A 25,274-nucleotide genomic window follows, 5' to 3' on the forward strand; every position below is an offset into this window, starting at 1 on the left:
AGTTGGCGGCTTTTTGTTGGGTGAAGGCCTTCAGCGTTGTAATGTCGTTGAAGGTCTCATCGCTTCAAGCATGCAGCGTTTCAGCGGCATACAGGGTGTTTTCCAGCAGGCAGGCGCGGGTCATCGGGCCGACGCCGCCCGGCACCGGAGTGATCCAGCCGGCGCGGGGCAGGGCGGTCTCGTAGACCACGTCACCCACCAGCCTGCCGTCTGCCTGGCGGTTGATGCCGACGTCTATGACGATGGCGCCTTCCTTGATCCACTCGCCTTTGACCAGGCCCGGCTTGCCGGCGGCGACCACCACCAGGTCAGCGCGGCCGACGTGGCCGGCCAGGTCCCGGGTGAAGCGGTGGGTGACGGTCACGGTGCAGCCGGCCAGCAGCAGCTCCATGGCCATCGGTCGACCGACGATGTTGGAGGCGCCGACAATCACCGCATCCATCCCGTACAGATCGACCCCGGTGCTTTCCAGCAGGGTCATGATGCCTTTCGGGGTGCACGGGCGCAGCAGCGGAATGCGCTGGGCCAGGCGACCGACGTTATAAGGATGGAAGCCGTCGACGTCCTTGTCCGGGCGAATGCGTTCCAGCAGCTTGGAGGCGTCCAGGTGTTCCGGCAGCGGCAATTGCAGCAGCACGCCGTCGATCTGTGGATCGTCATTGAGGCGATCGATCAGGTCGGTGAGCGCCTGTTGGGTGGTGTCGCTAGGCAAGTCATAGGCTTGCGAAATGAAGCCGACCTCTTCACAGTCTTTACGCTTGTGCGAAACATAAACCTGAGAGGCAGGATCGCTGCCGACCAGAATCACCGCGAGGCCCGGCGTACGCAGGCCCTGCTGGCGACGCTCGGCGACACGTTGGGCGATCTGCTGGCGCAGACGGGCGGCGATCGCTTTGCCGTCGATTAGTTGTGCAGTCATGACGGGTGATTAACCATCGAGAGGGGTTGAAAAAGAGTGCGCATTCTCGCATGTCGTGGCGCGAGGGCAAAGGCGCTTGGTCCGGATATTCCCCTAACCCCTTTATATTTCTGAGTTTTTTTCAAAAAGGAGTTGACGACCTTTCGGCTCGTCTATAACATCTGTCGCGCTTGTCGGGCATAGCCTAGCACTGGTTGAGAAGGTCGAGCAGAGTTGATGTCTGGCTCAGCAAGATTAAAGCACTTGGTTTGTAGTCGTCAGCGAATACAGATTAATAAGGCGCCCGTAGCTCAGCTGGATAGAGCATCCGCCTTCTAAGCGGATGGTCGCAGGTTCGAGTCCTGCCGGGTGCGCCATTAGGCAGCTTTGGCACAAGTAACGCAATATGGTGGGCGTAGCTCAGTTGGTAGAGCACAGGATTGTGACTCCTGTTGTCGTGGGTTCGATCCCCATCGTCCACCCCATATTTCGAAAAGGCGCCAGATGAACAGTCTGGCGCCTTTGCTTTAAACGCTTCATGCGCGGATGTGGTGGAATTGGTAGACACACTGGATTTAGGTTCCAGCGCCGCGAGGCGTAAGAGTTCGAGTCTCTTCATCCGCACCAAATAGAGTTTCATCAGGGCCGGTTGGCGCTGCTGAAACTGAGCAAGGAGGTCGATCTGATCGGTCTTTTTGAACAGGCAATATGGTGGGCGTAGCTCAGTTGGTAGAGCACAGGATTGTGACTCCTGTTGTCGTGGGTTCGATCCCCATCGTCCACCCCATATTCGAACAAAAACGCCAGATTAATCATCTGGCGTTTTTGTATCAGGTTTCGCCAAGGTCCGCTGACTTTTGCAGAACCCCGTAAAGAGGCCGCCTTGAGCGGCTTTTTTATTGCCTCGGGTTTCGCCATTCTTCGTTGTCTTGCACGCGTTTCCGGCTTGAGTGTCGTGGTAGTACTTTCGTCGGTTGAGATGGGCGACAAGATCGGATGAGCATTCATCCTCGAGCAGCGCCAGCCATCCGAAAGCCAGGCAGAAAAATCGAGGCGCAGCAGTGGCGGGATGGATCATCCCGGTCGGCCCCGTTGCGCGGGGAGGGGGCGACACGCTGGGGCTTGGAGCTGTCCAGCCTCACTGCCCGATAAGAGTGGGTGCCGGGGTGCGGTGCCAGCGTGACGCCGTCCGGCGCTCCTTCTATATATTAGAAAGGCGCTTGAGTGACCGCCTGTCCAGTAAGCCTGGCTCAAGGGTGGCTCATGTTCAATTGTGGCCCGCTGTTTTTAGCCGTTTTCAGTAGGGTGACTTCTTGAGTCCGACCCACTAGAATGCTTGCCCTTGCTTCTGAGGTCGGAAACGGCCGGCTAATGTCTGTGCAACGAGGAATATCCATGCAAGTTTCTGTTGAAAATACATCGGCTCTTGAGCGCCGCATGAGCATCACCGTGCCAGCTGAGCGCATCGAGACCCAGGTCAACAAGCGTCTGCAGCAGACTGCCCAAAAGGCCAAGATTGCAGGCTTCCGCCCTGGCAAGGTGCCAATGAGCGTGATTCGCCAGCGTTATGAGGCGGATGCTCGTCAGGAAGCCGTGGGCGATGTGATCCAGGCCTCCTTCTATGAAGCCGTGGTTGAGCAGAAGCTGAACCCGGCCGGTCAGCCTTCTGTCGAGCCGAAAGTGCTGGAGAAGGGCAAGGACCTGGAGTACGTCGCTACATTCGAAGTGTTCCCTGAATTCACCGTTGCCGGTTTCGACTCCATCGCTGTCGAGCGCCTGAGCGCCGACGTGGCGGACTCGGATCTGGACAACATGCTGGAAATCCTGCGCAAGCAGAACACCCGTTTCGAAGTGGCCGATCGCGCTGCCCAGAACGAAGACCAGTTGAACATCGATTTCGTCGGCAAGGTCGACGGTGAAGTCTTCGCCGGTGGTTCCGCCAAGGGCACCCAACTGGTGTTGGGCTCCAACCGCATGATCCCGGGCTTCGAAGACGGTCTGGTCGGCGCCAAAGCCGGTGAAGAACGCGTTCTGAACCTGACTTTCCCTGATGACTACCAGAACCTGGACCTGGCTGGCAAAGCCGCCGAGTTCACCGTTACCGTCAACACTGTGTCCGCACCGACCCTGCCAGAGCTGAACGAAGCCTTCTTCGCCCAGTTCGGTATCAAGGAAAGCGGCCTGGACGGCTTCCGCACCGAAGTTCGCAAGAACATGGAGCGCGAGCTGCGTCAGGCGATCAAATCCAAGGTCAAGAACCAGGTGATGGACGGTCTGCTGGCCGCCAACCCGATCGAAGTGCCGAAAGCCCTGCTGGACAACGAAGTGAACCGTCTGCGCGTGCAGGCCGTTCAGCAGTTCGGCGGCAACATCAAGCCTGATCAACTGCCGGCTGAGCTGTTCGAAGAGCAAGCCAAGCGCCGCGTCGTGCTGGGCCTGATCGTGGCTGAAGTGGTCAAGCAGTTCGAACTCAAGCCTGACGAAACCCGCGTGCGTGAGCTGATCCAGGAAATGGCCTCGGCCTACCAGGAGCCAGAGCAGGTTGTGTCGTGGTACTACAAGAACGACCAGCAACTGAACGAAGTCCGTTCGGTTGTGCTGGAAGAACAAGTTGTGGATACTGTTCTGCAGAAGGCGAATGTGACCGATAAATCGGTCTCCTACGAAGAAGCAGTCAAGCCGGTGGAAGCTCCACAAGCCGACTGATTTTCTGACTCGTTGGGAAATACACACCATAAGCCAGCCTCGTGCTGGCTTATGCGTATTCAAGACATGACTATTTGGGAGTGACTGCAGAGCATGTTCCGTAATTCTTATATTCAGCAGAACTCTGATATCCAGGCCGCAGGCGGCCTGGTCCCGATGGTTGTCGAGCAGTCCGCTCGTGGCGAACGCGCCTATGACATCTACTCGCGCCTTCTCAAGGAGCGGGTGATTTTTCTGGTGGGGCCGGTAGAGGACTACATGGCCAACCTGATCTGTGCGCAGCTGCTGTTCCTTGAAGCGGAAAACCCGGACAAGGACATCCATCTCTATATCAACTCCCCGGGCGGTTCGGTGACGGCGGGTATGTCGATCTATGACACCATGCAGTTCATCAAGCCAAACGTGTCGACCACCTGTATCGGTCAGGCGTGCAGCATGGGCGCGTTCCTGCTGACGGCCGGTGCCCACGGCAAGCGTTTCTGCCTGCCGAACTCGCGTGTGATGATTCACCAGCCTCTGGGCGGCTTCCAGGGTCAGGCGTCGGATATCGAAATCCATGCCAAGGAAATCCTCTTCATTCGTGAGCGTCTCAACACGCTGATGGCCAAGCATAGCGGGCGCACCCTTGAAGAAATCGAGCGCGATACCAACCGTGACAACTTCATGAGCGCAGAAGCCGCGCGTGACTACGGGTTGATCGACGAAGTGATCGACAAGCGCCCCGCTTAATATTAAGCCGCTCAAAATAGGGCTGGTCGGCTGCTCCGATCACCAGCGGGCTTGAAAAAGCCCGCAATAGCCTTCATCTTGTGTTGCAAGCCTATCGGATTTGGATCGAACGAATGACTGACACCCGCAACGGCGAGGACAACGGCAAGCTGCTTTATTGCTCCTTCTGTGGCAAAAGCCAGCATGAAGTACGCAAATTGATTGCCGGCCCCTCGGTCTTTATCTGCGACGAGTGCGTCGACCTGTGCAATGACATCATCCGTGAGGAGGTGCAGGAAGCACAGGCTGAAAGCAGCGCGCATAAATTGCCTTCGCCTAAAGAAATCAGCGGCATCCTTGATCAGTATGTGATTGGTCAGGAACGTGCGAAAAAGGTTCTGGCGGTAGCGGTCTACAACCACTACAAGCGTTTGAACCAGCGTGACAAGAAAAATGACGACGTCGAGCTCGGCAAAAGCAACATCCTGCTGATCGGTCCGACCGGTTCGGGCAAGACCCTGCTGGCTGAAACCCTCGCTCGCCTGCTGAATGTGCCATTCACCATCGCCGATGCAACCACCCTCACCGAGGCGGGTTATGTGGGTGAAGACGTGGAAAACATTATTCAGAAACTGTTGCAGAAGTGTGATTACGATGTGGAAAAGGCCCAGATGGGCATTGTCTATATCGACGAAATCGACAAGATTTCCCGTAAGTCCGATAACCCGTCGATTACCCGGGATGTTTCCGGTGAGGGCGTGCAACAGGCCTTGCTGAAATTGATCGAAGGCACGGTGGCTTCCGTTCCGCCCCAGGGCGGTCGCAAGCACCCGCAGCAGGAGTTCCTGCAGGTAGATACCCGTAACATCCTGTTTATCTGTGGTGGTGCGTTCTCCGGTCTGGAAAAGGTTATTCAGAACCGTTCTACCCGTGGCGGCATTGGTTTCAGCGCCGAAGTGCGTAGCAAGGAAGAAGGTAAGAAGGTGGGCGAGTCCCTGCGTGAAGTCGAGCCTGACGATCTGGTCAAGTTCGGTCTGATCCCGGAGTTCGTCGGTCGTCTGCCGGTTCTGGCCACGCTCGACGAGCTGGATGAGGCTGCGTTGATGCAGATCCTCACCGAGCCGAAGAACGCCTTGACCAAGCAGTACGCCAAGCTGTTCGAAATGGAAGGGGTTGACCTGGAATTCCGTGCCGATGCACTGAAATCCGTTGCCAAGCGTGCCCTGGAGCGTAAAACCGGTGCCCGTGGCCTTCGTTCGATCCTCGAAGGCATCCTGCTCGACACCATGTATGAAATCCCCTCGCAGTCCGAGGTGAGCAAGGTGGTGATCGACGAAAGCGTGATCGAGGGTAAATCCAAGCCGCTGTACATCTACGAGAACAGCGAGCCGCAGGCAAAGGCCGCGCCTGACGCCTGAGTGCGGCAGGCTGTGACCTGACAAGGGGCCCTCGGGCCCCTTTTCTTTTGGCGCTTGTTTTTTTTCGAACAAGCCCCCATCTTGGTTTCAAGCTTATCCATCTGTTTCCGGCCGTACGGCCGCCGTAGAGGCGAAATCATGAAGACAACCATCGAATTGCCTCTCCTGCCATTGCGTGATGTCGTGGTGTATCCGCACATGGTGATCCCGCTGTTCGTGGGGCGCGAGAAATCTATCGAAGCCCTCGAGGCCGCGATGACGGGCGACAAGCAGATCCTGCTGCTGGCCCAACGTAATCCTGCCGATGATGACCCGGGCGAAGATGCGCTGTATCGCGTAGGTACAGTCGCCACCGTATTGCAATTGCTGAAGTTGCCTGACGGCACCGTCAAGGTGTTGGTCGAGGGTGAGCAGCGCGGTACCGTCGAACGTTTCAGCGAGGTCGACGGCTACTGCCGTGCCGAAGTGGCGCTGATCGAAGAGGCCGATGCTCCGGACCGTGAGTCCGAAGTCTTTGTCCGCAGCCTGCTGGCACAGTTCGAGCAATACGTGCAGTTGGGCAAGAAAGTCCCGGCTGAAGTGCTGTCGTCGTTGAACAGCATCGACGAGCCGAGCCGCCTGGTCGATACCATGGCCGCGCATATGGCCCTGAAGATCGAGCAGAAGCAGGAAATTCTCGAAATCGTTGATCTCTCGGCCCGTGTCGAGCATGTGCTGGCCCTGCTCGACGCCGAGATCGACCTGCTGCAGGTCGAGAAGCGCATCCGTGGTCGCGTCAAGAAGCAGATGGAGCGCAGTCAGCGCGAGTACTATCTGAATGAGCAAATGAAAGCCATTCAGAAGGAGTTGGGTGACAGCGACGAAGGTCATAACGAAGTCGAAGAGCTGAAAAAGCGCATCGACGCCGCCGGTCTGCCGAAAGATGCCATGACCAAAGCCCTGGCAGAGTTGAACAAGCTCAAGCAAATGTCGCCGATGTCCGCCGAAGCGACCGTGGTGCGTTCCTACCTCGACTGGTTGGTGCAGGTGCCGTGGAAGGCCCAGAGCAAGGTGCGCCTGGATCTGGCGCGGGCCGAAGATATTCTCGACGCGGACCATTATGGTCTGGACGAAGTCAAGGAACGGATCCTCGAATACCTCGCCGTGCAGAAGCGCGTGAAGAAAATTCGCGGTCCGGTACTGTGCCTGGTCGGCCCTCCTGGGGTGGGTAAAACCTCCCTGGCTGAGTCGATTGCTCACGCGACCAACCGAAAATTCGTACGCATGGCCCTCGGTGGCGTGCGCGATGAAGCGGAAATCCGTGGTCATCGGCGGACTTATATCGGTTCGATGCCAGGAAGATTGATACAAAAGATGACAAAGGTGGGGGTGCGTAACCCGCTGTTCCTGCTCGATGAAATCGACAAGATGGGCAGCGACATGCGTGGCGATCCGGCCTCGGCCCTGCTTGAGGTGCTGGACCCGGAACAGAACCACAATTTCAACGACCACTACCTGGAAGTTGACTACGACCTGTCCGATGTCATGTTCCTGTGCACCTCCAACTCGATGAATATCCCGCCGGCGCTGCTCGACCGGATGGAAGTGATCCGCCTGCCGGGTTACACCGAGGACGAGAAGATCAACATCGCCACCAAGTACCTGTCGCCCAAGCAGATTCAGGCCAATGGACTGAAGAAGGGCGAGCTGGAGTTCGAGGTCGAGGCGATTCGCGACATCATTCGCTACTACACCCGCGAAGCCGGTGTGCGTGGGCTGGAGCGGCAAATCGCCAAGGTCTGCCGCAAGGCGGTGAAAGAGCATTCCCTGGAAAAACGCTTCTCGGTCAAGGTCACCTCCGACCTGCTGGAGCATTTCCTCGGCGTGCGTAAGTTCCGTTACGGCCTGGCCGAGCAACAGGATCAGATCGGTCAGGTCACGGGCCTGGCCTGGACTCAGGTCGGCGGCGAGCTGTTGACCATCGAAGCCGCCGTGGTCCCGGGCAAGGGCCAGTTGATCAAGACCGGTTCCCTGGGCGATGTCATGGTCGAGTCGATCACCGCCGCGTTGACCGTGGTGCGCAGCCGCGCCAAGAGCCTGGGGATCCCCCTGGACTTCCACGAGAAGCGCGACACCCATATCCATATGCCGGAAGGGGCGACGCCGAAAGACGGCCCTAGCGCTGGTGTAGGAATGTGTACGGCTCTGGTGTCAGCCTTGACTGGGATTCCTGTGCGTGCGGACGTGGCCATGACCGGTGAAATTACCCTGCGTGGTCAGGTGCTGGCCATTGGCGGTTTGAAGGAAAAATTGCTGGCCGCACATCGCGGTGGGATCAAGACCGTCATCATTCCAGAAGAGAATGTGCGCGATCTGAAGGAAATTCCTGACAATATCAAGCAGGATCTTCAGATTAAACCGGTTAAATGGATTGACGAGGTCCTGCAAATTGCGCTGCAATACGCGCCGGAGCCCTTGCCAGATGTGGTTCCGGAGATCGTCGCGAAAGATGAGAAGCGCGACTCCGATTCTAAGGAAAGAATCAGCACGCATTAAGTACGGATCAAGCCTGGGTGGCTTCCTTGACAGCTTTTTAGAGCCCTTGTTATAAAGCGGCTCTTAAGTGTCTGTAGGCCATTCAGCACAGGTTTAGCTTTCACCCAAAAACTTAGAAATATACTCAATAGATATAAGGGGACTTAGAGTGAACAAGTCGGAACTGATTGATGCTATCGCTGCATCCGCTGATATCCCGAAAGCTGCTGCTGGCCGTGCGCTGGATGCAGTTATCGAATCCGTCACTGGCGCTCTGAAGGCTGGCGACTCCGTTGTACTGGTAGGTTTCGGCACCTTCTCCGTGACCGACCGTCCTGCTCGCATCGGTCGCAACCCTCAGACCGGTAAGACGCTGGAAATCGCTGCTGCCAAAAAGCCAGGTTTCAAAGCCGGTAAAGCACTGAAAGAAGCTGTCAACTGACATTCGTTCAAGCCTTTGCCTATCCGGGTCGGGTTTTTGCCTGATCTGGCCGCGGAGCGGTGAAGCGGTCGGCCATGGTCCTTTTCAGGGCCGGCCTGACACGCCGAGGGACGCGTATTCGAGCCCTCATCCGCTCCGCCAGTTACGAGAAGGCGCATCCTCGGATGCGCCTTTCTTCTATCCGGATTCTACCCACGCTCCACGGTTGCCCACATTGAAGTTCAACCGTTTCTGGGGGACGCATGCTGCAAAATATCAGGGACAATTCACAAGGCTGGATTGCCAAGACCATCATCGGGGTCATCGTCGCATTGATGGCGCTGACCGGTTTCGATGCCATTTTCAGGGCCACCTCCACTAGTCAGGACGCGGCCAAGGTCAACGGTGACGAGATCACCCAGACCGATCTGAGCCAGGCGGTCGACATGCAACGTCGCCAACTCATGCAACAGCTGGGCAAGGATTTCGATGCCTCGTTGCTGGATGAGAAAATGCTGCGCGAGTCCGCCCTCAAGGGGTTGATCGAGCGCAAGCTGCTGCTTCAGGGCGCCGAGAAGTCGAAGTTCGCTTTCTCCGAGGGCGCCCTGGACCAGGTCATCCTGCAAACCCCTGAATTCCAGGTGGACGGCAAGTTCAGTTCCGATCGTTTCGACCAGGTGATTCGTCAGCTGGGCTACGGTCGCCTGCAATTCCGCCAGATGCTGGCTCAGGAAATGCTGATCGGCCAGATCCGTGCCGGTCTGGCGGGCAGCGGTTTCGTCACCGATGCCCAGGTGTTGGCGTTTGCCCGTCTGGAAAAACAGACCCGCGATTTCGCTTCGCTGAATGTTCCGGTCGATCTGTCGGCGATCAAGCTGACCGATGACGAGGTCAAGGCCTACTACGACAAGCACGCCAAGGAATTCATGACCCCGGACCAGGTGGTCGTCGATTACCTGGAGCTGAAGAAGTCCTCGTTCTTCGATCAGGTCAGCGTCAAGGATGAAGACCTGCAGGCGCTGTATCAGAAAGAAACCGCGAACCTCTCCGAGCAGCGTCGGGCCGCGCATATTCTGATCGAAGTGAATGACAAGGTGAACGACGCACAGGCCAAGGCGAAGATCGAAGAGATCCAGCAGCGCCTGGCCAAGGGCGAGCAGTTCGATGCCCTGGCCAAGGAGTTCTCCCAGGACCCGGGTTCGGCCAGCCACGGCGGTGATCTCGGTTTCGCCGGCCCTGGTGTCTATGATCCGGCCTTTGAAAAGGCGTTGTATGCCTTGACCAAGGACCAGGTATCGGGACCGGTACGCAGCGAGTTCGGTTATCACCTGATCAAGCTGTTGGGTGTTGAGGCACCGCAAGTGCCGACCTTCGCCAGCCTGAAGGACAAGCTGACCCACGAGCTGAAAAGCCAGCAAGTGGAGCAGCGTTTTGTCGAGGCGACCAAGCAGCTCGAAGACGCCTCGTTCGAAGCCTCCGACCTGGCCCAGCCGGCTCAGGACCTGAACCTGAAGGTGCATACGTCGGCACCGTTCGGGCGTGAAGGGGGTGAGGGTGTGGCGGCCAACCGTGCCGTGGTGACGGCGGCGTTCAGTCCGGAAGTGCTGGATGAGGGGGCCAACAGCACCGCCATCGAGCTGGACCCGGACACCGTGGTGGTGTTGCGTGCCAAGGAACACCACAAGCCTGAGCAGCTGCCATTGACCAGCGTGGATGCGCCGATTCGCAAGCAATTGACCAAGGAGCACGCCACGGCGGCGGCCAAGGTCAAGGCTGATGAGTTGATCGCCAGTCTGCGTGAAGGCAAGCCGCTGCCGGCCGGCCAGACCTGGAAAACCCAGGAGGCCGTCACCCGCGGTCAGGAAGGGGTTGATCCGGCAGTGCTGCAAGCGCTGTTCCGCATGCCCAAGCCTGAAGGCAAGGACAAGCCGACCTTCAGCACCGTGACCCTGGCCGATGGTAGCCTGGTGCTCGTGCGCCTGAACGGCGTGAACGAAGGCGTGGCGCCAAGCGAGGAAGAGAAGGCGTCCTATCGTCGCTTCCTCGCGTCCCGTGTCGGCCAGCAGGACTTCGCGGCGTACCGCAAGCAGTTGGAAAACCAGGCGGACATCAAGCGCTTCTAAGGCACTTGATCCAGCCAGCGCCCGCTGAATAAAAAAGACCGCTCATCGAGCGGTCTTTTTTTATCGCCGGAAAGCCGGAGCCGTCGCCCTACGTGCCTACAGCGGGCTTGTCCCGGGTACCAGGAACGCCGCTTCCAGCAACTGTTTTGTATACGGATGTTGCGGTGCGGCAAAGATGTCCTTCGCGTCGCCTTGTTCGACGGCCTTGCCGTGCTTGACCACCATCAACTGGTGGCTCAGCGCCTTGACCACGGCCAGGTCGTGGCTGATGAACAGGTACGTCAGGTTGTACTTGATCTGTAACGAGCGCAGCAGTTCGACGACCTGGCGCTGCACCGTGCGGTCGAGGGCCGAGGTCGGCTCGTCGAGCAGGATCAGCGCCGGCTTGAGTACCAGCGCCCGGGCGATCGCAATGCGCTGGCGCTGCCCGCCGGAGAACTCGTGGGGGTAGCGGTTGCGGGTTTGCGGATCCAGGCCGACTTCTTTCAACGCGGCGATGATCGCCGCCTCCTGCTCCTGTTCGTTGCCGATCTTATGGATGCGCAAGCCTTCGCCGACTATCTGGCTGACGCACATGCGCGGGCTGAGGCTGCCGAACGGGTCCTGGAATACCACCTGCATTTCTCGACGCAGCGGCCGCACCTGTTTCTGGGAGAGGCAGCTCAACGATTGGCCTTCGAAACGGATATCGCCCTGGCTGCCGATCAGCCGCAGGATCGCCAGGCCGAGGGTGGATTTGCCCGAACCGCTTTCGCCGACAATGCCCAGGGTCTGGCCCCGGGGCAGGCTGAAGTGGATGCCATCCACGGCCTTCACATGGTCCACCGTGCTGCGCAGCAGGCCTTTCTTGATCGGGAACCAGACCTTGAGGTCGTCCACCTCCAGCAGCGGCTCACCGACTGCGGTCACGGCGGGTTCGCCACGGGGTTCGGCACTGAGCAGTTCACAGGTGTAAGGGTGTTGCGGGGCCTGGAACAAGGCTTCGCAGTCGGCCTGCTCGACGATCCGACCGCGCTGCATGACGCACACCCGGTGGGCGATCCGGCGCACCAGGTTGAGGTCGTGGCTGATCAGCAGCAGGGCCATGCCCAGGCGGGCCTGCAGTTCCTTGAGCAATTCGAGGATTTTCAACTGCACTGTCACGTCCAGGGCGGTGGTCGGCTCGTCGGCGATCAGCAGCTCCGGCTCGTTGGCCAGGGCCATGGCGATCATCACACGCTGGCGCTGGCCGCCTGAGAGCTCGTGTGGGAGGGCCTTGAGGCGCTTGTGTGGCTCAGGGATACCCACCAGCTCAAGCAGCTCCAGGGTGCGTCGGGTGGCCACCTTGCCGGTCAGGCCCTTGTGGATGCCGAGCACTTCGTTGATCTGCTTCTCGATGGAGTGCAGCGGGTTCAGCGAGGTCATCGGTTCCTGGAAGATCATCGCGATGCGGTTGCCACGGATGTGGCGGATGGTCTTCTCTTTCAGGGTCAGCAGGTCCTGCCCGGAATACTGGATCGTGCCGCTGGGATGATGGGCCAGGGGGTAGGGCAGCAGGCGCAGGATCGAGTGTGCGGTGACCGACTTGCCCGAGCCGCTTTCGCCGACCAGGGCCAGGGTTTCGCCACGGCGGATATTGAAGCTGATGTTTTCCACCACCCGCTGGCGCTGCTCGCCCACCACGAACTCCACCGAGAGGTCGCGTACTTCGATCAGATTGTCCTGATTCATCTTACTTCCTCGGGTCGAAGGCATCGCGAGCGGACTCGCCGATAAACACCAGCAGGCTGAGCATCAAGGCCAGCACGGCGAACGCACTCATACCCAGCCAGGGCGCCTGCAGATTGGATTTACCCTGAGCCACCAATTCGCCCAGGGACGGCGAGCCGGCGGGCAGGCCGAAACCGAGGAAGTCCAGGGCGGTCAGGGTGCCGATGGCGCCGGTGAGGATGAACGGCATGAAGGTCATGGTCGAGACCATGGCGTTGGGCAGGATATGGCGGAACATGATCGCGCCGTTCTGCATGCCCAGGGCCCGGGCCGCGCGCACATATTCCAGGTTGCGCCCACGGAGGAACTCGGCACGTACCACGTCCACCAGGCTCATCCAGGAAAACAGCAGCATGATTCCCAGCAGCCACCAGAAGTTCGGCTGGACGAAGCTGGCGAGAATGATCAGCAGGTAGAGCACCGGCAGCCCGGACCAGATCTCCAGGAAGCGCTGGCCGGCCAGGTCGACCCAGCCGCCGTAGAAGCCCTGCAAGGCACCGGCGATAACGCCGATGATGGAGCTGAGTACGGTCAGGGTCAGGGCGAACAGCACCGAAATGCGGAAGCCATAGATCACCCGGGCGAGCACATCGCGGCCCTGGTCATCGGTACCCAGCAGGTTGTCCGCCGACGGCGGGGCCGGGGCCGGGACGTGCAGGTCGTAGTTGATGCTCTGATAGCTGAACGGAATCGGTGCCCACAGGGTCCAGGCGCCCTTGGCCTTGAGCAGTTCACGGATGTACGGGCTCTTGTAGTTGGCTTCCAGCGGGAACTCGCCACCGAAGGTGGTTTCCGGGTACCGCTTGAGGGCCGGGAAATACCAGCCGCCGTCGTAATGCACCAGCAGCGGCTTATCGTTGGCGATCAGTTCGGCGCCGAGGCTCAGGACGAACAGCACCAGGAACAGCCAGAGTGACCACCAGCCGCGCTTGTTGGCCTTGAACCGTTCGAAACGTCGGCGATTGAGGGGGGATAATTGCATCTCAATGCTCCCGATGTTCGAAGTCGATCCGCGGATCGACCAGGGTGTAGGTAATGTCACCGATCAGTTTCACCACCAGCCCCAGCAGGGTGAAGATGAACAGGGTGCCGAAGACGATCGGGTAGTCGCGGTTGATGGCCGCTTCGAAGCTCATCAGGCCCAGGCCGTCGAGGGAGAAAATCACTTCCACCAGCAGGGAGCCGGTGAAGAAGATGCCGATGAAGGCCGAGGGGAAACCGGCAATGACCAGCAGCATGGCGTTGCGGAACACGTGGCCATAGAGCACGCGACGCTGGGTCAGGCCCTTGGCCTTGGCGGTGACCACGTACTGCTTGTTGATTTCATCGAGGAAGCTGTTCTTGGTCAGCAGGGTCATGGTGGCGAAGTTGCCGATGACCAGGGCGGTGACCGGCAGCGCCAGGTGCCAGAAGTAGTCGAGGACCTTGCCGCCAAGACTCAACTGCTCGAAGTTGTTCGAGGTCAGGCCGCGCAAGGGAAACCAGTTCAGGTAGCTGCCGCCGGCGAACACCACGATCAGCAGGATCGCGAAGAGGAACGCCGGAATCGCGTAACCGACGATGATCGCCGAACTGGTCCAGACATCGAAATGGCTGCCGTGGCGGGTGGCTTTGGCAATGCCCAGGGGGATGGAGACCAGGTACATGATCAGGGTGCTCCAGAGCCCGAGGGAAATCGACACCGGCATTTTTTCCTTGATCAGGTCGATGACCTTGGCATCGCGGAAGAAGCTGTTGCCGAAGTCCAGGGTCGCGTAGTTCTTGATCATGATCCACAAGCGTTCCGGCGCCGATTTGTCGAAGCCGTACATGTGCTCGATTTCCTTGATCAGGGCCGGGTCCAGGCCCTGTGCGCCGCGATAGCTGGAGCCGGCCACCGAGACTTCCGCGCCGCCGCCGGCGATCCGGCTGGTGGCGCCTTCGAAACCTTCGAGCTTGGCGATCATCTGTTCCACCGGGCCGCCGGGTGCGGCCTGGATGATCACGAAGTTGATCAGCAGGATGCCGAACAGGGTCGGGATGATCAGTAGCACTCGGCGAAAAATATAGGCCAGCATCTTATTGCTCCGCGCTCGTGCTATTGGTTTGTAGCGGTACCGCCGGCTTGGCATCCGGTTTGATCCACCAGGTGTCGAGGCCGATATCGTAGGCTGGCGAGACCTTCGGGTGGCCGATATGGTCCCAGTAGGCCACGCGCCAAGTCTTGATGTGCCAGTTCGGGATCACGTAGTAACCCCATTGCAGCACCCGATCCAGGGCGCGGGCGTGTTCCACCAGGCTCTGCCGGGAGTCGGAGTCGATCAGCGCTTCCACCAGTTCATCCACCGCCGGGTTCTTGAGACCCATGAGATTGCGGCTGCCGGGTTTGTCGGCGCTGGAGGATTTCCAGTACTCGCGTTGCTCGTTGCCCGGGGAATTGGATTGCGGGAAGCTGCCGACGATCATGTCGAAGTCCCGTGAGCGCAGGCGGTTGATGTACTGGGAGACATCGACCCGGCGAATCACCAGGTCGATGCCCAGGTCCGCGAGGTTGCGCTTGAACGGCAGCAGCACCCGTTCGAAATCGGTCTGGGCCAGCAGGAACTCGATGCTGGCCGGCTTGCCCTGGGCATCGACCATCTTGTCATCGACGATGCGCCAGCCGGCCTCCTGCAAAAGCTGGTAGGCGCGGCGTTGCTGCGGGCGAATCATGCCGCTGGCGTCGCACACCGAGGGTTCGAAGGCCTGGCTGAAGACTTGTTCGGGAATTTTGCCCCGCAGCGGCTCGAGGATAGCCAGTTGTGCGGCATCCGGCAGGCCGGTGGCGGCCATTTCCGAGTTTTCGAAGTAACTACGGGTGCGGTGATAGGCGCCGTTGAACAACTGCTTGTTGGTCCACTCGAAGTCGAACAGCAGGCTCAGGGCCTCGCGCACGCGGATATCCTGGAACATCGGTTTGCGCAGGTTGTAGATAAAGCCCTGCATGCCCGTCGGGTTGCGATTGGGGATCTGCTCCTTGATCAGCCGACCCTGGGCGACCGCCGGGGTGTTGTAGGCATTGGCCCAGTTCTTCGCGCTGTTCTCCAGCCAATAATCGAACTGCCCGGCCTTGAGGGCTTCCAGGGCCACAGTGCCGTCGCGGTAGTAGTCCATGACCATGGCATCGAAGTTGTAGAAACCGCGGTTTATCGGCAGATCCTTGGCCCAATAGTCCTTGACCCGCTCATAACGTACCGAGCGGCCGGCCCTGACCTCGGCCAGTTTGTACGGCCCGCTGCCGAGGGGGAGCTCCAGGTTGCCCTTGTTGAAATCGCGGTCGGCCCACCAGTGCTTGGGCAGCACTGGCAACTGGCCGAGGATCAGCGGCAGTTCACGGTTGGTGGTGCGCTTGAACTTGAACAGCACCCGCAGCGGGTCTTCGGCGATCACGTCGTCGACGTCGGCGTAGTAGGTCCGGTACAGCGGGGCGCCATCCTTCATCAGGGTCTGGAAGCTGAACACCACGTCTTCGGCGCGCATCGGGTGGCCGTCGTGGAAGCGCGCCTCGGGGCGCAGGTAAAAGCGCACCCAGCTGTTGTCCGGGGCCCTTTCGACTTTCTCTGCCACCAGGCCGTATTCTGTGAAAGGTTCGTCAAGGCCATGGCGTAGCAGCGTGTCGTAGATCAGGTCGAGGCCGTCGGCCGGTACGCCCTTGCTGATAAAGGGATTGAGGCTGTCGAAGCCACCCATGGCCGATCGGCGGAAGGTCCCGCCCTTGGGCGCGTCGGGGTTGACGAAGTCGACATGCTGGAAATCGGCCGGGTATTTCGGCGGTTCGTTGTAGAGCGTCAGGGCATGTTGCGGGGCGGCGACGGCGAGGCTCGCCAGGGCGCTGAACAGCAGGCCGCTGACGGGCAGGAACAGGACGCGCGAAAACATCATTGGGCTTTCTCCGAAGCTTTCATCCACCAGGCGCTCAGGCCCAGGGTGTACGGCGGCGTTGTGACGAAGGCGAACCGGTTGCGGTAGGCCAGGCGATGATAGCCAAGGTACCAGTTGGGAATCATGATGTGTTGCCAGAGCAGGACCCGGTCCAGGGCGCGACCGCCGGCAGGGTTTCGAGCAGGTGGTCGACCACCGGGCTGGCGACCCCTGCGTAATTCTTGCTGGCCTTGACGCCGGCCGGCCTGGCTGGAATGGAAGTACTGCCACTGCTCAAGTCCCGGGCTGAGGTTCTGGTCCAGGGTCATCAGGATCATGTCGAAATCGAACTGGTCGAGGCACTGTTTGTACTGGGCACGATCCACTGTTCGCAAGCGGGCGTCTACACCTATGCTCGCGAGGTTTTCGACGTAGGGCTGGAGGATCCGTTCCAGGCTCGGATTGACCCGCAGTATTTCAAAGCGCAGGGGCTGGCCGTTCTTGTTCAGCAGGCCGTTGGCCCAGTCGAAGTGGGTGAACCTGGCGGGGTGCTTGAGCGTGCCGAACTGCGCATAACCATGGCTTTCGCTGATCGTCGCGCTTGCGGGAGAGCTCAAGGCCAGGCTGATGAGCAGCAGGAGGAGGGGACGCGTCAAGGCAGAGATCCGATCCAGGCGGCTTGGGCTATAGGGCCAGTACCTTAACAGCTTGTATCGGGTGGAAAAAGGCGCGTCTCAACAGACTCGAACCCTGTGGGGGCGCGATATTTTGAGGGCGCCGAGTGTCAGCGTGGCGCGGAAACCGTGAGGATCTGCCCGGGTTTGAGCGCCTGGCCGGTGCGCGGGTTCAAACGCTTGAGGTGTTGCATCTCGACGTTGAAGCGCTTGGCGACGATATACAGCGAGTCGCCTTTCTGCACCTTGTAGGTGGTGGCCTTCTTGCTGGCCACGGCCTTGATGTTGTCCTGCATGACCAGGGTCTGGCCGACCTTGAGATGGTGCCCGGAAAGCTTGTTCCAGTGTTGCAGGTCCTTGACGTCGACCCGGTTGGCCTTGGCGATCGAGGTCAGGTTGTCGCCGGTCCTGACCTTGTAGCGACGGGTCAGGCGTGCCGGCGGGTTGCCGGCGAGGGATTCGAATACCGGTTTCTTCGGCCGCAGGCTGATCAGCTCTTCGGGTTTCATCCGCGACAGGCTGGCGGTCAGCAGCTGCGCCTTGGAACTGGGCACCAGCAGGTGTTGCGGGCCGTCCATCGTGGCCTTCTGCTTGAACGCCGGGTTGAGCTGGATCATCTCGTCTTCGTCGATCTCGGCCAGGGCCGCGACCCGGCTGAGGTCCATGGGCTGGTTGACTTCGATGGTGGCGAAATACGGCTCGTTGGCGATCGGGCTCAGGTTCACGCCGTAGGCTTCGGGGGCCATGACCACCTGCGACAGGGCCAGCAGCTTGGGCACGTAGTCGCGGGTTTCCTGGGGCAGCGGCAGGTTCCAGTAGTCGGTGGGCAGACCGAGCTTTTCATTGCGCTCGATGGCCCGGCTGACCGTACCTTCACCGGCGTTGTAGGCCGCCAGGGCCAGCAGCCAGTCGCCGTTGAACATATCGTGCAGGCGGGTCAGGTAGTTCATCGCCGCGATGGTCGAGGCGGTGATGTCCTTGCGCCCGTCGTAGAAACGGTCCTGGCGCAGGTTGAAATAACGCCCGGTGGACGGAATGAACTGCCACAGGCCGACGGCATCGGCACGGGAATAGGCCATCGGGTTGTAGGCGCTTTCGATCACCGGCAGCAGCGCAAGCTCCAGCGGCATGTTGCGTTCTTCCAGGCGCTCGACGATGTAATGGATGTAGAGGCTGCCGCGCAAGCTGGCGGTTTCCAGGAACTCGGGGTTGCTGGCGAACCACAGGCGCTGTTGTTCGATGCGCGGGTTCACACCCAGGCCGTCCTGCAACTGGAAGCCCTGGCGCATGCGTTCCCAGACGTCCTGGGGCGGCGTGTGCCTGGACTTTTCGCTGAGCCAGATCGGTTTCTGCTTGATCCGGGCACTGAGATTCGGAGTCGGTTCGGTGTTGCTGTCCACTGGGGTATGAAGGCTTGAACAGCCTGCCAGGGCGGCGGACACAGCCACGGCGATAGCTTGAGCCAATCGCGTCAATGCGTCTGAATGGGTGGGTTTACGGTTGGATGACGACATTGGCTGGAAGTGAGTTCCGGGCGAAAATGTCGGGCGATTCTAGAAAGCGCTCAGGGTGCGGTCAACCATTCAGATTTTTTGTGTCGACCGCGCCTCGCTCAGAAGCGGTCTTTCCAGAGGCGCAGGGCCGCAAAAACCTCACTCGGCGAGCCGTTGTCGCGGCCGCTCCGTTCGTCTGCTTTTTCTTTAACAGATGTTTCGCGGACACGCAGGAACGGGTTGGTCTTCAATTCCAGCGCCAGGTTCGACGGCAGGCTGATGCGTCCTTCGACCCGCCATTGGCTGACCTGCGCCACCCGCTCGGCAATGTCCGGGTTGTGCGGCTCGACCGCCTCGGCAAAGCGCAGGTTGCTCAGGGTGTACTCGTGGGTGCAGTACACGCCGGTAGCCGCTGGCAGCGCTGCCAATCGGCTGAGGGAGTGGTGCATCTGTTCCGGCGTGCCTTCGAACAGGCGGCCGCAACCGGCGGCGAACAGCGTGTCACCGCAGAACAGCAACGGGCGCGCGGCATCGTCATGGTAGAAGGCGATATGCCCCAGGGTATGACCGGGCACGGCGAACACCTGGAACTCGAGGCCGAGTACCGTGACGCTGTCATTGTCGTTCAGGGCCAGGTCGCGAGCCGGGATGTTTTCGCTGGCCGGCCCGATTACGCGGGCACCGCTGGCCTGTTTCAGGCGTTCGACACCGCCGACATGGTCGTGGTGGTGATGGGTGACCAGGATGTCCTCGAGTTGCCAGCCCGGATGCTGTTCCAGCCAGGCCAGCACCGGCGCGGCATCGCCCGGGTCGACCACGGCGCAGCGGCGGCGGGCGGTATCCTGTAACAACCAGATGTAGTTGTCGGTGAAGGCGGGCAGCGCGTCGATCTGTATCATGGTGCAATTCCCAAGCGCAAAACAATGGCGCATCTTAGTGCTTGTAAAGCACTTGTGGCGAGTTGGAGAAGGCAATGACCGATAAAGCGTTCGCTCAGGCTGATCCTGACTGGCTGGCACTGATCAGCGCGGCCCGTGACTGGCTGTCCGGCCCCCTCGGGCAGCTGCTGCTCGACGAGGAGCGGCGCATGCTCGAGGACGAGCTGGGGCGATATTTCGGCGGCTACCTGGTGCATTACGGTCCCTCGGCCGAAAACCCGCCGCAGGCCGGGCAGGTGCGCCGCAACGTGCGCCTTGGTGCGCCACTGCCGGGGGTGGAGATTGTCTGCGAGGAGCAGGCCTGGCCGCTGAGCGAGCATGCCGCCGATGTGGTGGTGCTGCAGCACGGCCTGGATTTCTGCCTGTCGCCCCATGGCCTGCTGCGGGAGGCGGCGGCGGCCGTGCGTCCCGGTGGGCACTTGCTGATCCTCGGCATCAATCCCTGGAGCGCCTGGGGACTGCGCCATGTGTTTGCCCATGATGCGTTGCGCCAGGCCCGCTGCATTTCACCCTCGCGGGTGGCCGACTGGCTCAATCTGCTGGGCTTCGCGCTGGAGAAACGCCGCTTCGGATGCTATCGTCCGCCGCTGGCGTCGGCCGCCTGGCAAGCGCGGCTGGCGGGCTGGGAGCGGGTCGCCGGCGGCTGGCAGCTGTCGGGTGGCGGCTTCTATCTGTTGGTCGCGCGCAAGATCGTGGTCGGCCTGCGGCCCGTGCGCCAGGTCCGCCGCGAACCGGTCGGCAAGCTGGTGCCGCTGCCGATGGCCAAGGTCAACCGGCGACAAAGCGAAGAGTAAGCATTTTTTTCCTTGAGGGTCGAGCCTGCTCGACCCGGGATGCGTCGGTCAGTTACCGACGCGCCACGGGGTCATTTTCGATGGAAAGGTTGTAATGAGCGATACTGTTGAACTCTTCACCGACGGTGCCTGCAAGGGCAATCCCGGCCCTGGCGGCTGGGGCGCGTTGCTGATCTGCAAGGGCGTCGAGAAAGAACTCTGGGGCGGTGAAACCAACACCACCAACAATCGCATGGAACTGATGGGGGCGATTCGCGGCCTCGAAGAACTCAAGCGCCCCTGCGATGTGTTGCTGGTGACCGACTCGCAGTACGTAATGAAAGGCATCACCGAGTGGATGGTCAACTGGAAGAAACGCGGTTGGAAGACCGCGGCCAAGGAGCCGGTGAAAAACGCCGACTTGTGGCAACTGCTCGACGAGCAGGTCAGTCGTCACACGGTGAAATGGAAATGGGTCCGCGGGCATATCGGCCATCACGGTAACGAGCGCGCCGACCAATTGGCCAACCGTGGCGTGGATGAAATACGGGGGATCAAACATGCGTAGCGTGGTGCTCGATACCGAAACCACCGGCATGCCGGTCACCGACGGCCACCGGATCATCGAGATCGGTTGCGTCGAGTTGATGGGCCGCCGCCTCACCGGCCGGCATTTTCACGTTTACCTGCAACCGGACCGCGAAAGTGATGAAGGCGCCATTGGCGTCCATGGCATCACCAACGAATTCCTGGTGGGCAAGCCGCGTTTTGCCGAGGTGGCCGACGAGTTCTTCGAATTCATCAAGGGCGCCCAACTGATCATCCACAACGCGGCGTTCGACGTGGGTTTCATCAACAACGAATTCGCCTTGATGGGCCAGCAGGACCGTGCGGACATCACTCGGCACTGCAGCATCCTCGACACCTTGATGATGGCCCGGGAACGTCACCCGGGGCAGCGCAACAGCCTCGATGCCCTGTGCAAGCGCTACGGCGTCGACAACTCCGGGCGTGAACTGCACGGCGCCTTGCTCGACTCGGAGATTCTCGCCGACGTCTACCTGACCATGACCGGTGGCCAGACCAGCCTGTCCCTGGCCGGCAACGCCACCGACGGCAACGGTTCCGGTGAGGGCTCGGGCAACCAGGCCAGCGAAATCCGCCGCTTGCCGGCCGATCGCCAGCCAGCGCGGATCATTCGCGCCAGCGAAAGTGACCTGGCCGAACACCTCGCGCGTCTCGAGGCGATTGCCAAGTCCGCCGGCGCGCCGGCGCTCTGGACCCAACTGGCAGAGGCTGACGCGCAACGCCACTGAGCGGCTCGCTGAAGATCTTTTGTGCACCGGCGATTGACCTTCTAAGCTGAAGGAGCCGGTGCAGCGGAGTCGACTGTCCGGGGACTGGATGTCCCATGGGCAGGAACTCGACGTTTCCCCTCCCGATCGTGCACCGTGACATCAAGGCTTGAGGATGATTGGCCCAATGCATTTAGTCACGAACCCGAAGTATCCCGAGGTCTCGGTCCGTGTGGCTGACGCTGGTTTCTCCGAGTACATCTGGGGCAGCGATTTCAGCTTTCAGGTCAAGGCCCATGGCCTGGCCGAAATCGGCAAGCGGGTCGATCAATGGCCACTGGTGCCGGTGGCGCCTTATCGCAAGTGTTATGGCATCGACCCCGAGGAGTTCGCCAGCTATCGCGCGGCGGTGGACAGCGAAATCTTCATGGCCTATCTGGACGGCCGCGCGGTCGGCCATGTGGTGGTCAGCACCAACTGGAACGGTTTTGCCCATGTCGACGAACTGGCGGTCGACGCTTCGGCGCGGCGCCATGGGGTGGCCCGGGCGCTGCTCGATGTGGTGCGCTTCTGGAGCCACAAGAAGAACTTGCCGGGGATCATGCTGGAAACCCAGAACAACAACCTGGGTGCCTGCCGCCTGTACGAACGTTGCGGCTATGTGTTGGGCGGGATCGATCATTTGCGTTATCGCGGGATCGACGCGCAAACAGCGGAGGTGGCGGTCTTCTGGTACCTGTTGTTTGCCGGGCAGCCCTGACGGGCGGCTCAGAGCAGCATCGCGGTGGCTTTCTCGCCGACGATTTCCAGCAGGGCCTTCAAGGCGGCACCCGGTTCGCGCTCTTTGAGGGTCAGGGCGTACAGGGTGACCCCGATGGCCGGTGACAGCGGGCAGACATCCAGCCCGCCGGCCCTGGCCCCAACGGCCGTGAACGGGTCGACGATCGCCAGCCCTTCACCGGCTTCGACCATGCTGCGCATCATCTGGTAGGTCTGCACACGGGTCTGTACCTGGGGCGCCGGGCGCAGGGCTTGCAGCTTGCCGTCGAGCATCAGGCTCAGGGTGTCCTGTTCCTCCAGGCCGACCATCGACTGCCCGGCCAACTCCTGCAGGGCGATGTACTTCTGCTTGGGTTGCAGCCAGCCGTGGGGGGCCAGCAATTGCAGCTTGCCCTCGGCCAGGGCCTGGGCGTGGATCTGTGGATGATCGGGGTTGTGCAGGCTCAGGCCCAGCTCCACCTCCCTGAGCAACAGATCGCGGACGATCTCGCGGGTGTGCTGGCTGGCGAGGGTGCAGGGGGTTTCGCGAAAGCGTCGGCGCAAGGCCGCGAGACTCTGGGGCAGCAGTTGCTGGGCCAGGGTCGGTGTGCAGACCACCCGCAAGGTGGGGTCCTGATGCTGGCGCAGGCTGCCGGCCAGTCGCCGTAGCGGTTCCACTTCCGCGTACAGACGGTGGAGCAGGGGTTGCAGTTCACGGGTCTCGCGGGTCGCCTGCATCCGCCCGCGCACGCTGGCGAACAGCAGGAAGCCCAGCTGCTGCTCGGCGTCCTGCAGAGTAGCGCTGACGGTGGCCGCTGGCAGCTGTAGCAACTCGGCGGCGGTGCCGAGGTTGCCGGTCTGCAGCAGGGCCTGGATTACTTCGATATGGCGTAAACGCATGCTTGAAGTCCGTGTCCAGCCGGGAGGGGGTCAGTGGACTGATCCTAACTCAAGTCTGCGCACATGACTTCAGTGGCGGCTGCACCTGTTGTCCCAGGTCAGGAAGCAGCGGTCGAGGTCTCGGGTTCGCGGGTGAGCGTGACCCCGGATTGAACCAGTTGGAATGAATTGTCGTCGATTTTGTTGACGCGATCGCCAATGGCCAGTTTGTAGGTGGTGACAGGCTCCGTGCCAGCCAGGCCTTCGGCTGAAGGCGTGGATTCCTGGAATTCATGCACGGAATAGACGCGACCTTCCGCATCCCTGGCATGAAATTGTCCGACGAGTACTGCGGCCATCTGTTTAGAACCTCTGGAAATGAACACCCGATTTGCGGCTCAGTAGACCGTGGTTTGGCGGGGGAAGTTTTGCATGCTGGAAAAAATAGTCTCTCTACTCTACAGGCTCCGGGTCGAAGAGGGGGAAAGCAGTGGACTGACGGGGGGGAAATCGTCGGACCAGTGGCGCCCGATCATCTATAACTACTGTTCCCTGGTCCAGATAGTCGAGAGTTCCCATGAACAACGTCTACACGGTCGCTGTCCTGGTCGGCAGCTTGAGAAAACAATCCATCAACCGCAAGGTGGCCCTGGCCCTGGCCGGGTTGGCGCCGGCGAGCCTGAAGCTTACGATCATCGAGATCGGCGACCTGCCGCTGTACAGTGAGGACCTCGATGCCGGCGAGCCACCGGCGGCCTACAAGGTTTTTCGCGAACAGGTCCGGGCCACCGATGCGGTGCTGTTCGTCACCCCGGAATACAACCGCTCGGTGCCCGGGGTTCTGAAAAATGCCATCGACGTCGGTTCGCGGCCTTATGGCAAAAGTGTCTGGGGCGGCAAGCCGGGCGCGGTGATCAGTGTCTCGCCGGGGGCGATCGGCGGCTTTGGCGCCAATCACCATCTGCGCCAATCCCTGGTGTTCCTTGATGTGCCGTGCATGCAGCAGCCGGAGGCCTACCTGGGTGGCGCGGGCAGTGCGTTCGACGAGGCGGGTCACCTGTCGGAGTCGGTCAAACCCTTCCTGCAGAGCTTTATCAATGCCTATGGGCATTGGGTTGAGCGCTACAGGAAGGCCTAGACTGGATTTTCCAGGCGCTGACGGATCAGCCCCTGGGTTTCCCGCAGCCAGGTATCAATCTGTGCCGCCGACAATTGCGCGGTGATGCAATAACGTCGCCCGCCCCAGACCAGTACCAGCCAGGCATCGATGGCTTGGTCCGAAGGCCTGGAGGGGAGGTCCGTGCAGGCGTCGAAGGCGTCCCGCCATTTCTGCGACAGTTCCTGGAATACCCGCTGGTGGTGCTTGGGTTCGGCGATCTGGTGCTCGAGCATCAGCAACGGGTAGTCGAACAGCGGCTGCTCGGGGCTTGCCGGATGACCGCTGAGCCGTACCAGTCGTTCTATGCGCGCCGGCCAACCCAGGCCTTCGGCATGGATCACCTGGTCATCGAGCTGACACAACAAGCGCTCGACGCTATGGCGCACATAACCGGACAGCAACGCGGCCTTGCTCGGGAAATAGTCGTACAGCGTACCGATGGCCACCCCGGCTTCCAGGGCTACCGCGCGAGTGGTCAGGGCCGGCCAGCCACTGCGTTGCCAAATCCGAACAAAGGCCTCGTAAATGGCCTCGACGGTGAAGATCGCCCGGGCCTGGCTCGGCCGCTTGAGCGGCTTGGCACGGGGCTTGAGGCTGTGTGTGGCCGGCTTTCCGGCGTTTCCGAACCCGTTCTTCATGGTCTGCCATTAAGCTGGTTCCACCCGCAATCGTCGCAGAGAGGAGTCTGATTATGCCAAGTGCCAGCACGGTAACACGACTGATCACCCGCAAGAACGAACTCGACCAGAGCCGGATCGAAGTGCAGGAACGGGCCCTGGTGGCCGGTCCGGGCGAGGCGATCCTCAAGGTCGAACGTTGCGCCCTGACCACCAATAACATCACCTATGCCGCCTATGGCGATTCGATGAACTACTGGGGCTTTTTTCC

The 25,274-nt window shown here is 60.6% G+C and carries 23 protein-coding genes, 5 tRNA genes and 1 pseudogene; 17 read left to right on the forward strand and 12 right to left on the reverse strand.

Translation table 11 applies throughout. From position 1 onward, the window contains the following. Positions 1-64 precede the first annotated feature (64 nt). Entirely contained in the window at positions 65-919 is an 855-nt protein-coding gene (gene folD / locus M5B99_RS28070) for a bifunctional methylenetetrahydrofolate dehydrogenase/methenyltetrahydrofolate cyclohydrolase FolD (RefSeq protein WP_248807154.1), read from the reverse strand. Positions 920-1,198: 279 nt separating this feature from the next. Between folD and M5B99_RS28075 the strand changes: the two genes are divergently transcribed. The 4 genes from M5B99_RS28075 (at position 1,199) to M5B99_RS28090 (ending at position 1,685) form a co-directional block, all read left to right on the forward strand. Continuing rightward, positions 1,199-1,275, forward strand: a tRNA-Arg gene (locus M5B99_RS28075). Between the two features lie 32 nt (positions 1,276-1,307). Continuing rightward, positions 1,308-1,383: transfer RNA gene (locus M5B99_RS28080), tRNA-His, on the forward strand. Between the two features lie 57 nt (positions 1,384-1,440). Beyond that, positions 1,441-1,525, forward strand: a tRNA-Leu gene (locus M5B99_RS28085). A gap of 84 nt (positions 1,526-1,609) precedes the next feature. After that, positions 1,610-1,685, forward strand: a tRNA-His gene (locus tag M5B99_RS28090). Between the two features lie 21 nt (positions 1,686-1,706). Here the strand turns inward: M5B99_RS28090 and M5B99_RS28095 are convergent. Further along, positions 1,707-1,976 carry a hypothetical protein gene (locus tag M5B99_RS28095; protein ID WP_248807156.1) on the reverse strand — a complete coding sequence of 90 codons (270 nt, stop codon included), beginning with the start codon at positions 1,974-1,976 and terminating at the stop codon, positions 1,707-1,709. A 317-nt stretch (positions 1,977-2,293) separates the two neighbouring features. On the opposite strand from M5B99_RS28095, the gene tig reads away from it, so the two are divergent. The 7 genes from tig (at position 2,294) to M5B99_RS28130 (ending at position 10,788) form a co-directional block, all read left to right on the forward strand. Next, positions 2,294-3,604, forward strand: a complete 1,311-nt coding sequence (gene tig, locus M5B99_RS28100; protein WP_248807162.1) for a trigger factor — start codon at positions 2,294-2,296, stop codon at positions 3,602-3,604. A gap of 93 nt (positions 3,605-3,697) precedes the next feature. Continuing rightward, entirely contained in the window at positions 3,698-4,333 is a 636-nt protein-coding gene (clpP, locus tag M5B99_RS28105; RefSeq protein ID WP_100942765.1) for an ATP-dependent Clp endopeptidase proteolytic subunit ClpP, read from the forward strand. Between the two features lie 113 nt (positions 4,334-4,446). Continuing rightward, a complete protein-coding gene (clpX, locus tag M5B99_RS28110; RefSeq protein ID WP_248807164.1) occupies positions 4,447-5,730 on the forward strand; it encodes an ATP-dependent Clp protease ATP-binding subunit ClpX in 1,284 nt (427 codons plus the stop codon). A 138-nt stretch (positions 5,731-5,868) separates the two neighbouring features. Beyond that, complete coding sequence (gene lon / locus M5B99_RS28115) at positions 5,869-8,265, forward strand: endopeptidase La (RefSeq protein WP_218226527.1); 2,397 nt, start codon at positions 5,869-5,871, stop codon at positions 8,263-8,265. 148 nt (positions 8,266-8,413) lie between these two features. Next, positions 8,414-8,686: an HU family DNA-binding protein gene (locus M5B99_RS28120; RefSeq protein WP_002552737.1), complete on the forward strand. Its 273-nt coding sequence runs from the start codon at positions 8,414-8,416 to the stop codon at positions 8,684-8,686. Between the two features lie 53 nt (positions 8,687-8,739). After that, a tRNA-OTHER gene (locus M5B99_RS28125) sits at positions 8,740-8,827 on the forward strand. Positions 8,828-8,928: 101 nt separating this feature from the next. Next, the gene (locus tag M5B99_RS28130; RefSeq protein ID WP_248807166.1) at positions 8,929-10,788 is read left to right on the forward strand and encodes a SurA N-terminal domain-containing protein; all 1,860 of its coding nucleotides are present in this window, start codon (positions 8,929-8,931) and stop codon (positions 10,786-10,788) included. Between the two features lie 96 nt (positions 10,789-10,884). Here M5B99_RS28130 and M5B99_RS28135 read toward each other — a convergent pair whose 3' ends face one another. The 7 genes and pseudogenes from M5B99_RS28135 to gloB all read right to left on the reverse strand — a co-directional run bounded on the left by M5B99_RS28135 (position 10,885) and on the right by gloB (position 19,482). After that, entirely contained in the window at positions 10,885-12,498 is a 1,614-nt protein-coding gene (locus M5B99_RS28135; protein ID WP_248807168.1) for an ABC transporter ATP-binding protein, read from the reverse strand. A 1-nt stretch (position 12,499) separates the two neighbouring features. Further along, a complete protein-coding gene (locus M5B99_RS28140) occupies positions 12,500-13,519 on the reverse strand; it encodes an ABC transporter permease (RefSeq protein WP_248807170.1) in 1,020 nt (339 codons plus the stop codon). Position 13,520: 1 nt separating this feature from the next. Next, the gene (locus tag M5B99_RS28145) at positions 13,521-14,594 is read right to left on the reverse strand and encodes a microcin C ABC transporter permease YejB (protein WP_248807173.1); all 1,074 of its coding nucleotides are present in this window, start codon (positions 14,592-14,594) and stop codon (positions 13,521-13,523) included. 1 nt (position 14,595) lies between these two features. Then, a complete protein-coding gene (locus M5B99_RS28150; RefSeq protein ID WP_248807174.1) occupies positions 14,596-16,437 on the reverse strand; it encodes an extracellular solute-binding protein in 1,842 nt (613 codons plus the stop codon). Then, positions 16,434-16,928 (reverse strand): annotated as a pseudogene (locus tag M5B99_RS28155) (ABC transporter substrate-binding protein); the annotation flags it as partial. The gene M5B99_RS28150 and the pseudogene M5B99_RS28155, both read right to left, overlap by 4 nt. 272 nt (positions 16,929-17,200) lie before the next feature. Next, positions 17,201-18,604, reverse strand: a complete 1,404-nt coding sequence (locus M5B99_RS28160; protein ID WP_248807175.1) for a transglycosylase SLT domain-containing protein — start codon at positions 18,602-18,604, stop codon at positions 17,201-17,203. Between the two features lie 98 nt (positions 18,605-18,702). Further along, the gene (gene gloB / locus M5B99_RS28165; RefSeq protein ID WP_248807177.1) at positions 18,703-19,482 is read right to left on the reverse strand and encodes a hydroxyacylglutathione hydrolase; all 780 of its coding nucleotides are present in this window, start codon (positions 19,480-19,482) and stop codon (positions 18,703-18,705) included. 74 nt (positions 19,483-19,556) lie between these two features. Between gloB and M5B99_RS28170 the strand changes: the two genes are divergently transcribed. The 4 genes from M5B99_RS28170 (at position 19,557) to M5B99_RS28185 (ending at position 22,349) form a co-directional block, all read left to right on the forward strand. Then, a complete protein-coding gene (locus tag M5B99_RS28170) occupies positions 19,557-20,315 on the forward strand; it encodes a methyltransferase domain-containing protein (RefSeq protein WP_248807179.1) in 759 nt (252 codons plus the stop codon). Positions 20,316-20,409: 94 nt separating this feature from the next. Continuing rightward, positions 20,410-20,862: a ribonuclease HI gene (rnhA, locus tag M5B99_RS28175; RefSeq protein WP_248807181.1), complete on the forward strand. Its 453-nt coding sequence runs from the start codon at positions 20,410-20,412 to the stop codon at positions 20,860-20,862. Then, a complete protein-coding gene (dnaQ, locus tag M5B99_RS28180; protein WP_248807185.1) occupies positions 20,855-21,610 on the forward strand; it encodes a DNA polymerase III subunit epsilon in 756 nt (251 codons plus the stop codon). The genes rnhA and dnaQ overlap by 8 nt, the downstream gene beginning before the upstream one ends. 166 nt (positions 21,611-21,776) lie before the next feature. Beyond that, the gene (locus M5B99_RS28185) at positions 21,777-22,349 is read left to right on the forward strand and encodes a GNAT family N-acetyltransferase (protein ID WP_100942751.1); all 573 of its coding nucleotides are present in this window, start codon (positions 21,777-21,779) and stop codon (positions 22,347-22,349) included. A gap of 8 nt (positions 22,350-22,357) precedes the next feature. Here the strand turns inward: M5B99_RS28185 and M5B99_RS28190 are convergent, their stop codons facing one another. Together M5B99_RS28190 and M5B99_RS28195 are read right to left on the reverse strand one after the other, a co-directional pair. Continuing rightward, the gene (locus tag M5B99_RS28190) at positions 22,358-23,248 is read right to left on the reverse strand and encodes a LysR family transcriptional regulator (protein ID WP_248807187.1); all 891 of its coding nucleotides are present in this window, start codon (positions 23,246-23,248) and stop codon (positions 22,358-22,360) included. Positions 23,249-23,346: 98 nt separating this feature from the next. After that, positions 23,347-23,586, reverse strand: a complete 240-nt coding sequence (locus M5B99_RS28195) for a hypothetical protein (RefSeq protein ID WP_248807188.1) — start codon at positions 23,584-23,586, stop codon at positions 23,347-23,349. A gap of 218 nt (positions 23,587-23,804) precedes the next feature. On the opposite strand from M5B99_RS28195, the gene M5B99_RS28200 reads away from it, so the two are divergent. Continuing rightward, positions 23,805-24,365, forward strand: coding sequence for an NADPH-dependent FMN reductase (locus M5B99_RS28200; protein ID WP_248807190.1), 561 nt, complete (start codon positions 23,805-23,807; stop codon positions 24,363-24,365). Here M5B99_RS28200 and M5B99_RS28205 read toward each other — a convergent pair. After that, positions 24,362-25,024 (reverse strand): TetR/AcrR family transcriptional regulator, encoded by a 663-nt coding sequence (locus tag M5B99_RS28205; protein ID WP_248807191.1) that lies wholly within the window; start codon positions 25,022-25,024, stop codon positions 24,362-24,364. The two genes, M5B99_RS28200 and M5B99_RS28205, sit on opposite strands and share 4 nt — an antisense overlap. 53 nt (positions 25,025-25,077) lie before the next feature. Between M5B99_RS28205 and M5B99_RS28210 the strand changes: the two genes are divergently transcribed. Next, a partial coding sequence (locus tag M5B99_RS28210; RefSeq protein WP_248807193.1) for a DUF2855 family protein occupies positions 25,078-25,274 on the forward strand: 197 nt, incomplete at its 3' end.

The sequence above is a fragment of the Pseudomonas sp. MWU13-2100 genome, assembly GCF_023242365.1.
Taxonomy (GTDB): Bacteria; Pseudomonadota; Gammaproteobacteria; order Pseudomonadales; family Pseudomonadaceae; genus Aquipseudomonas.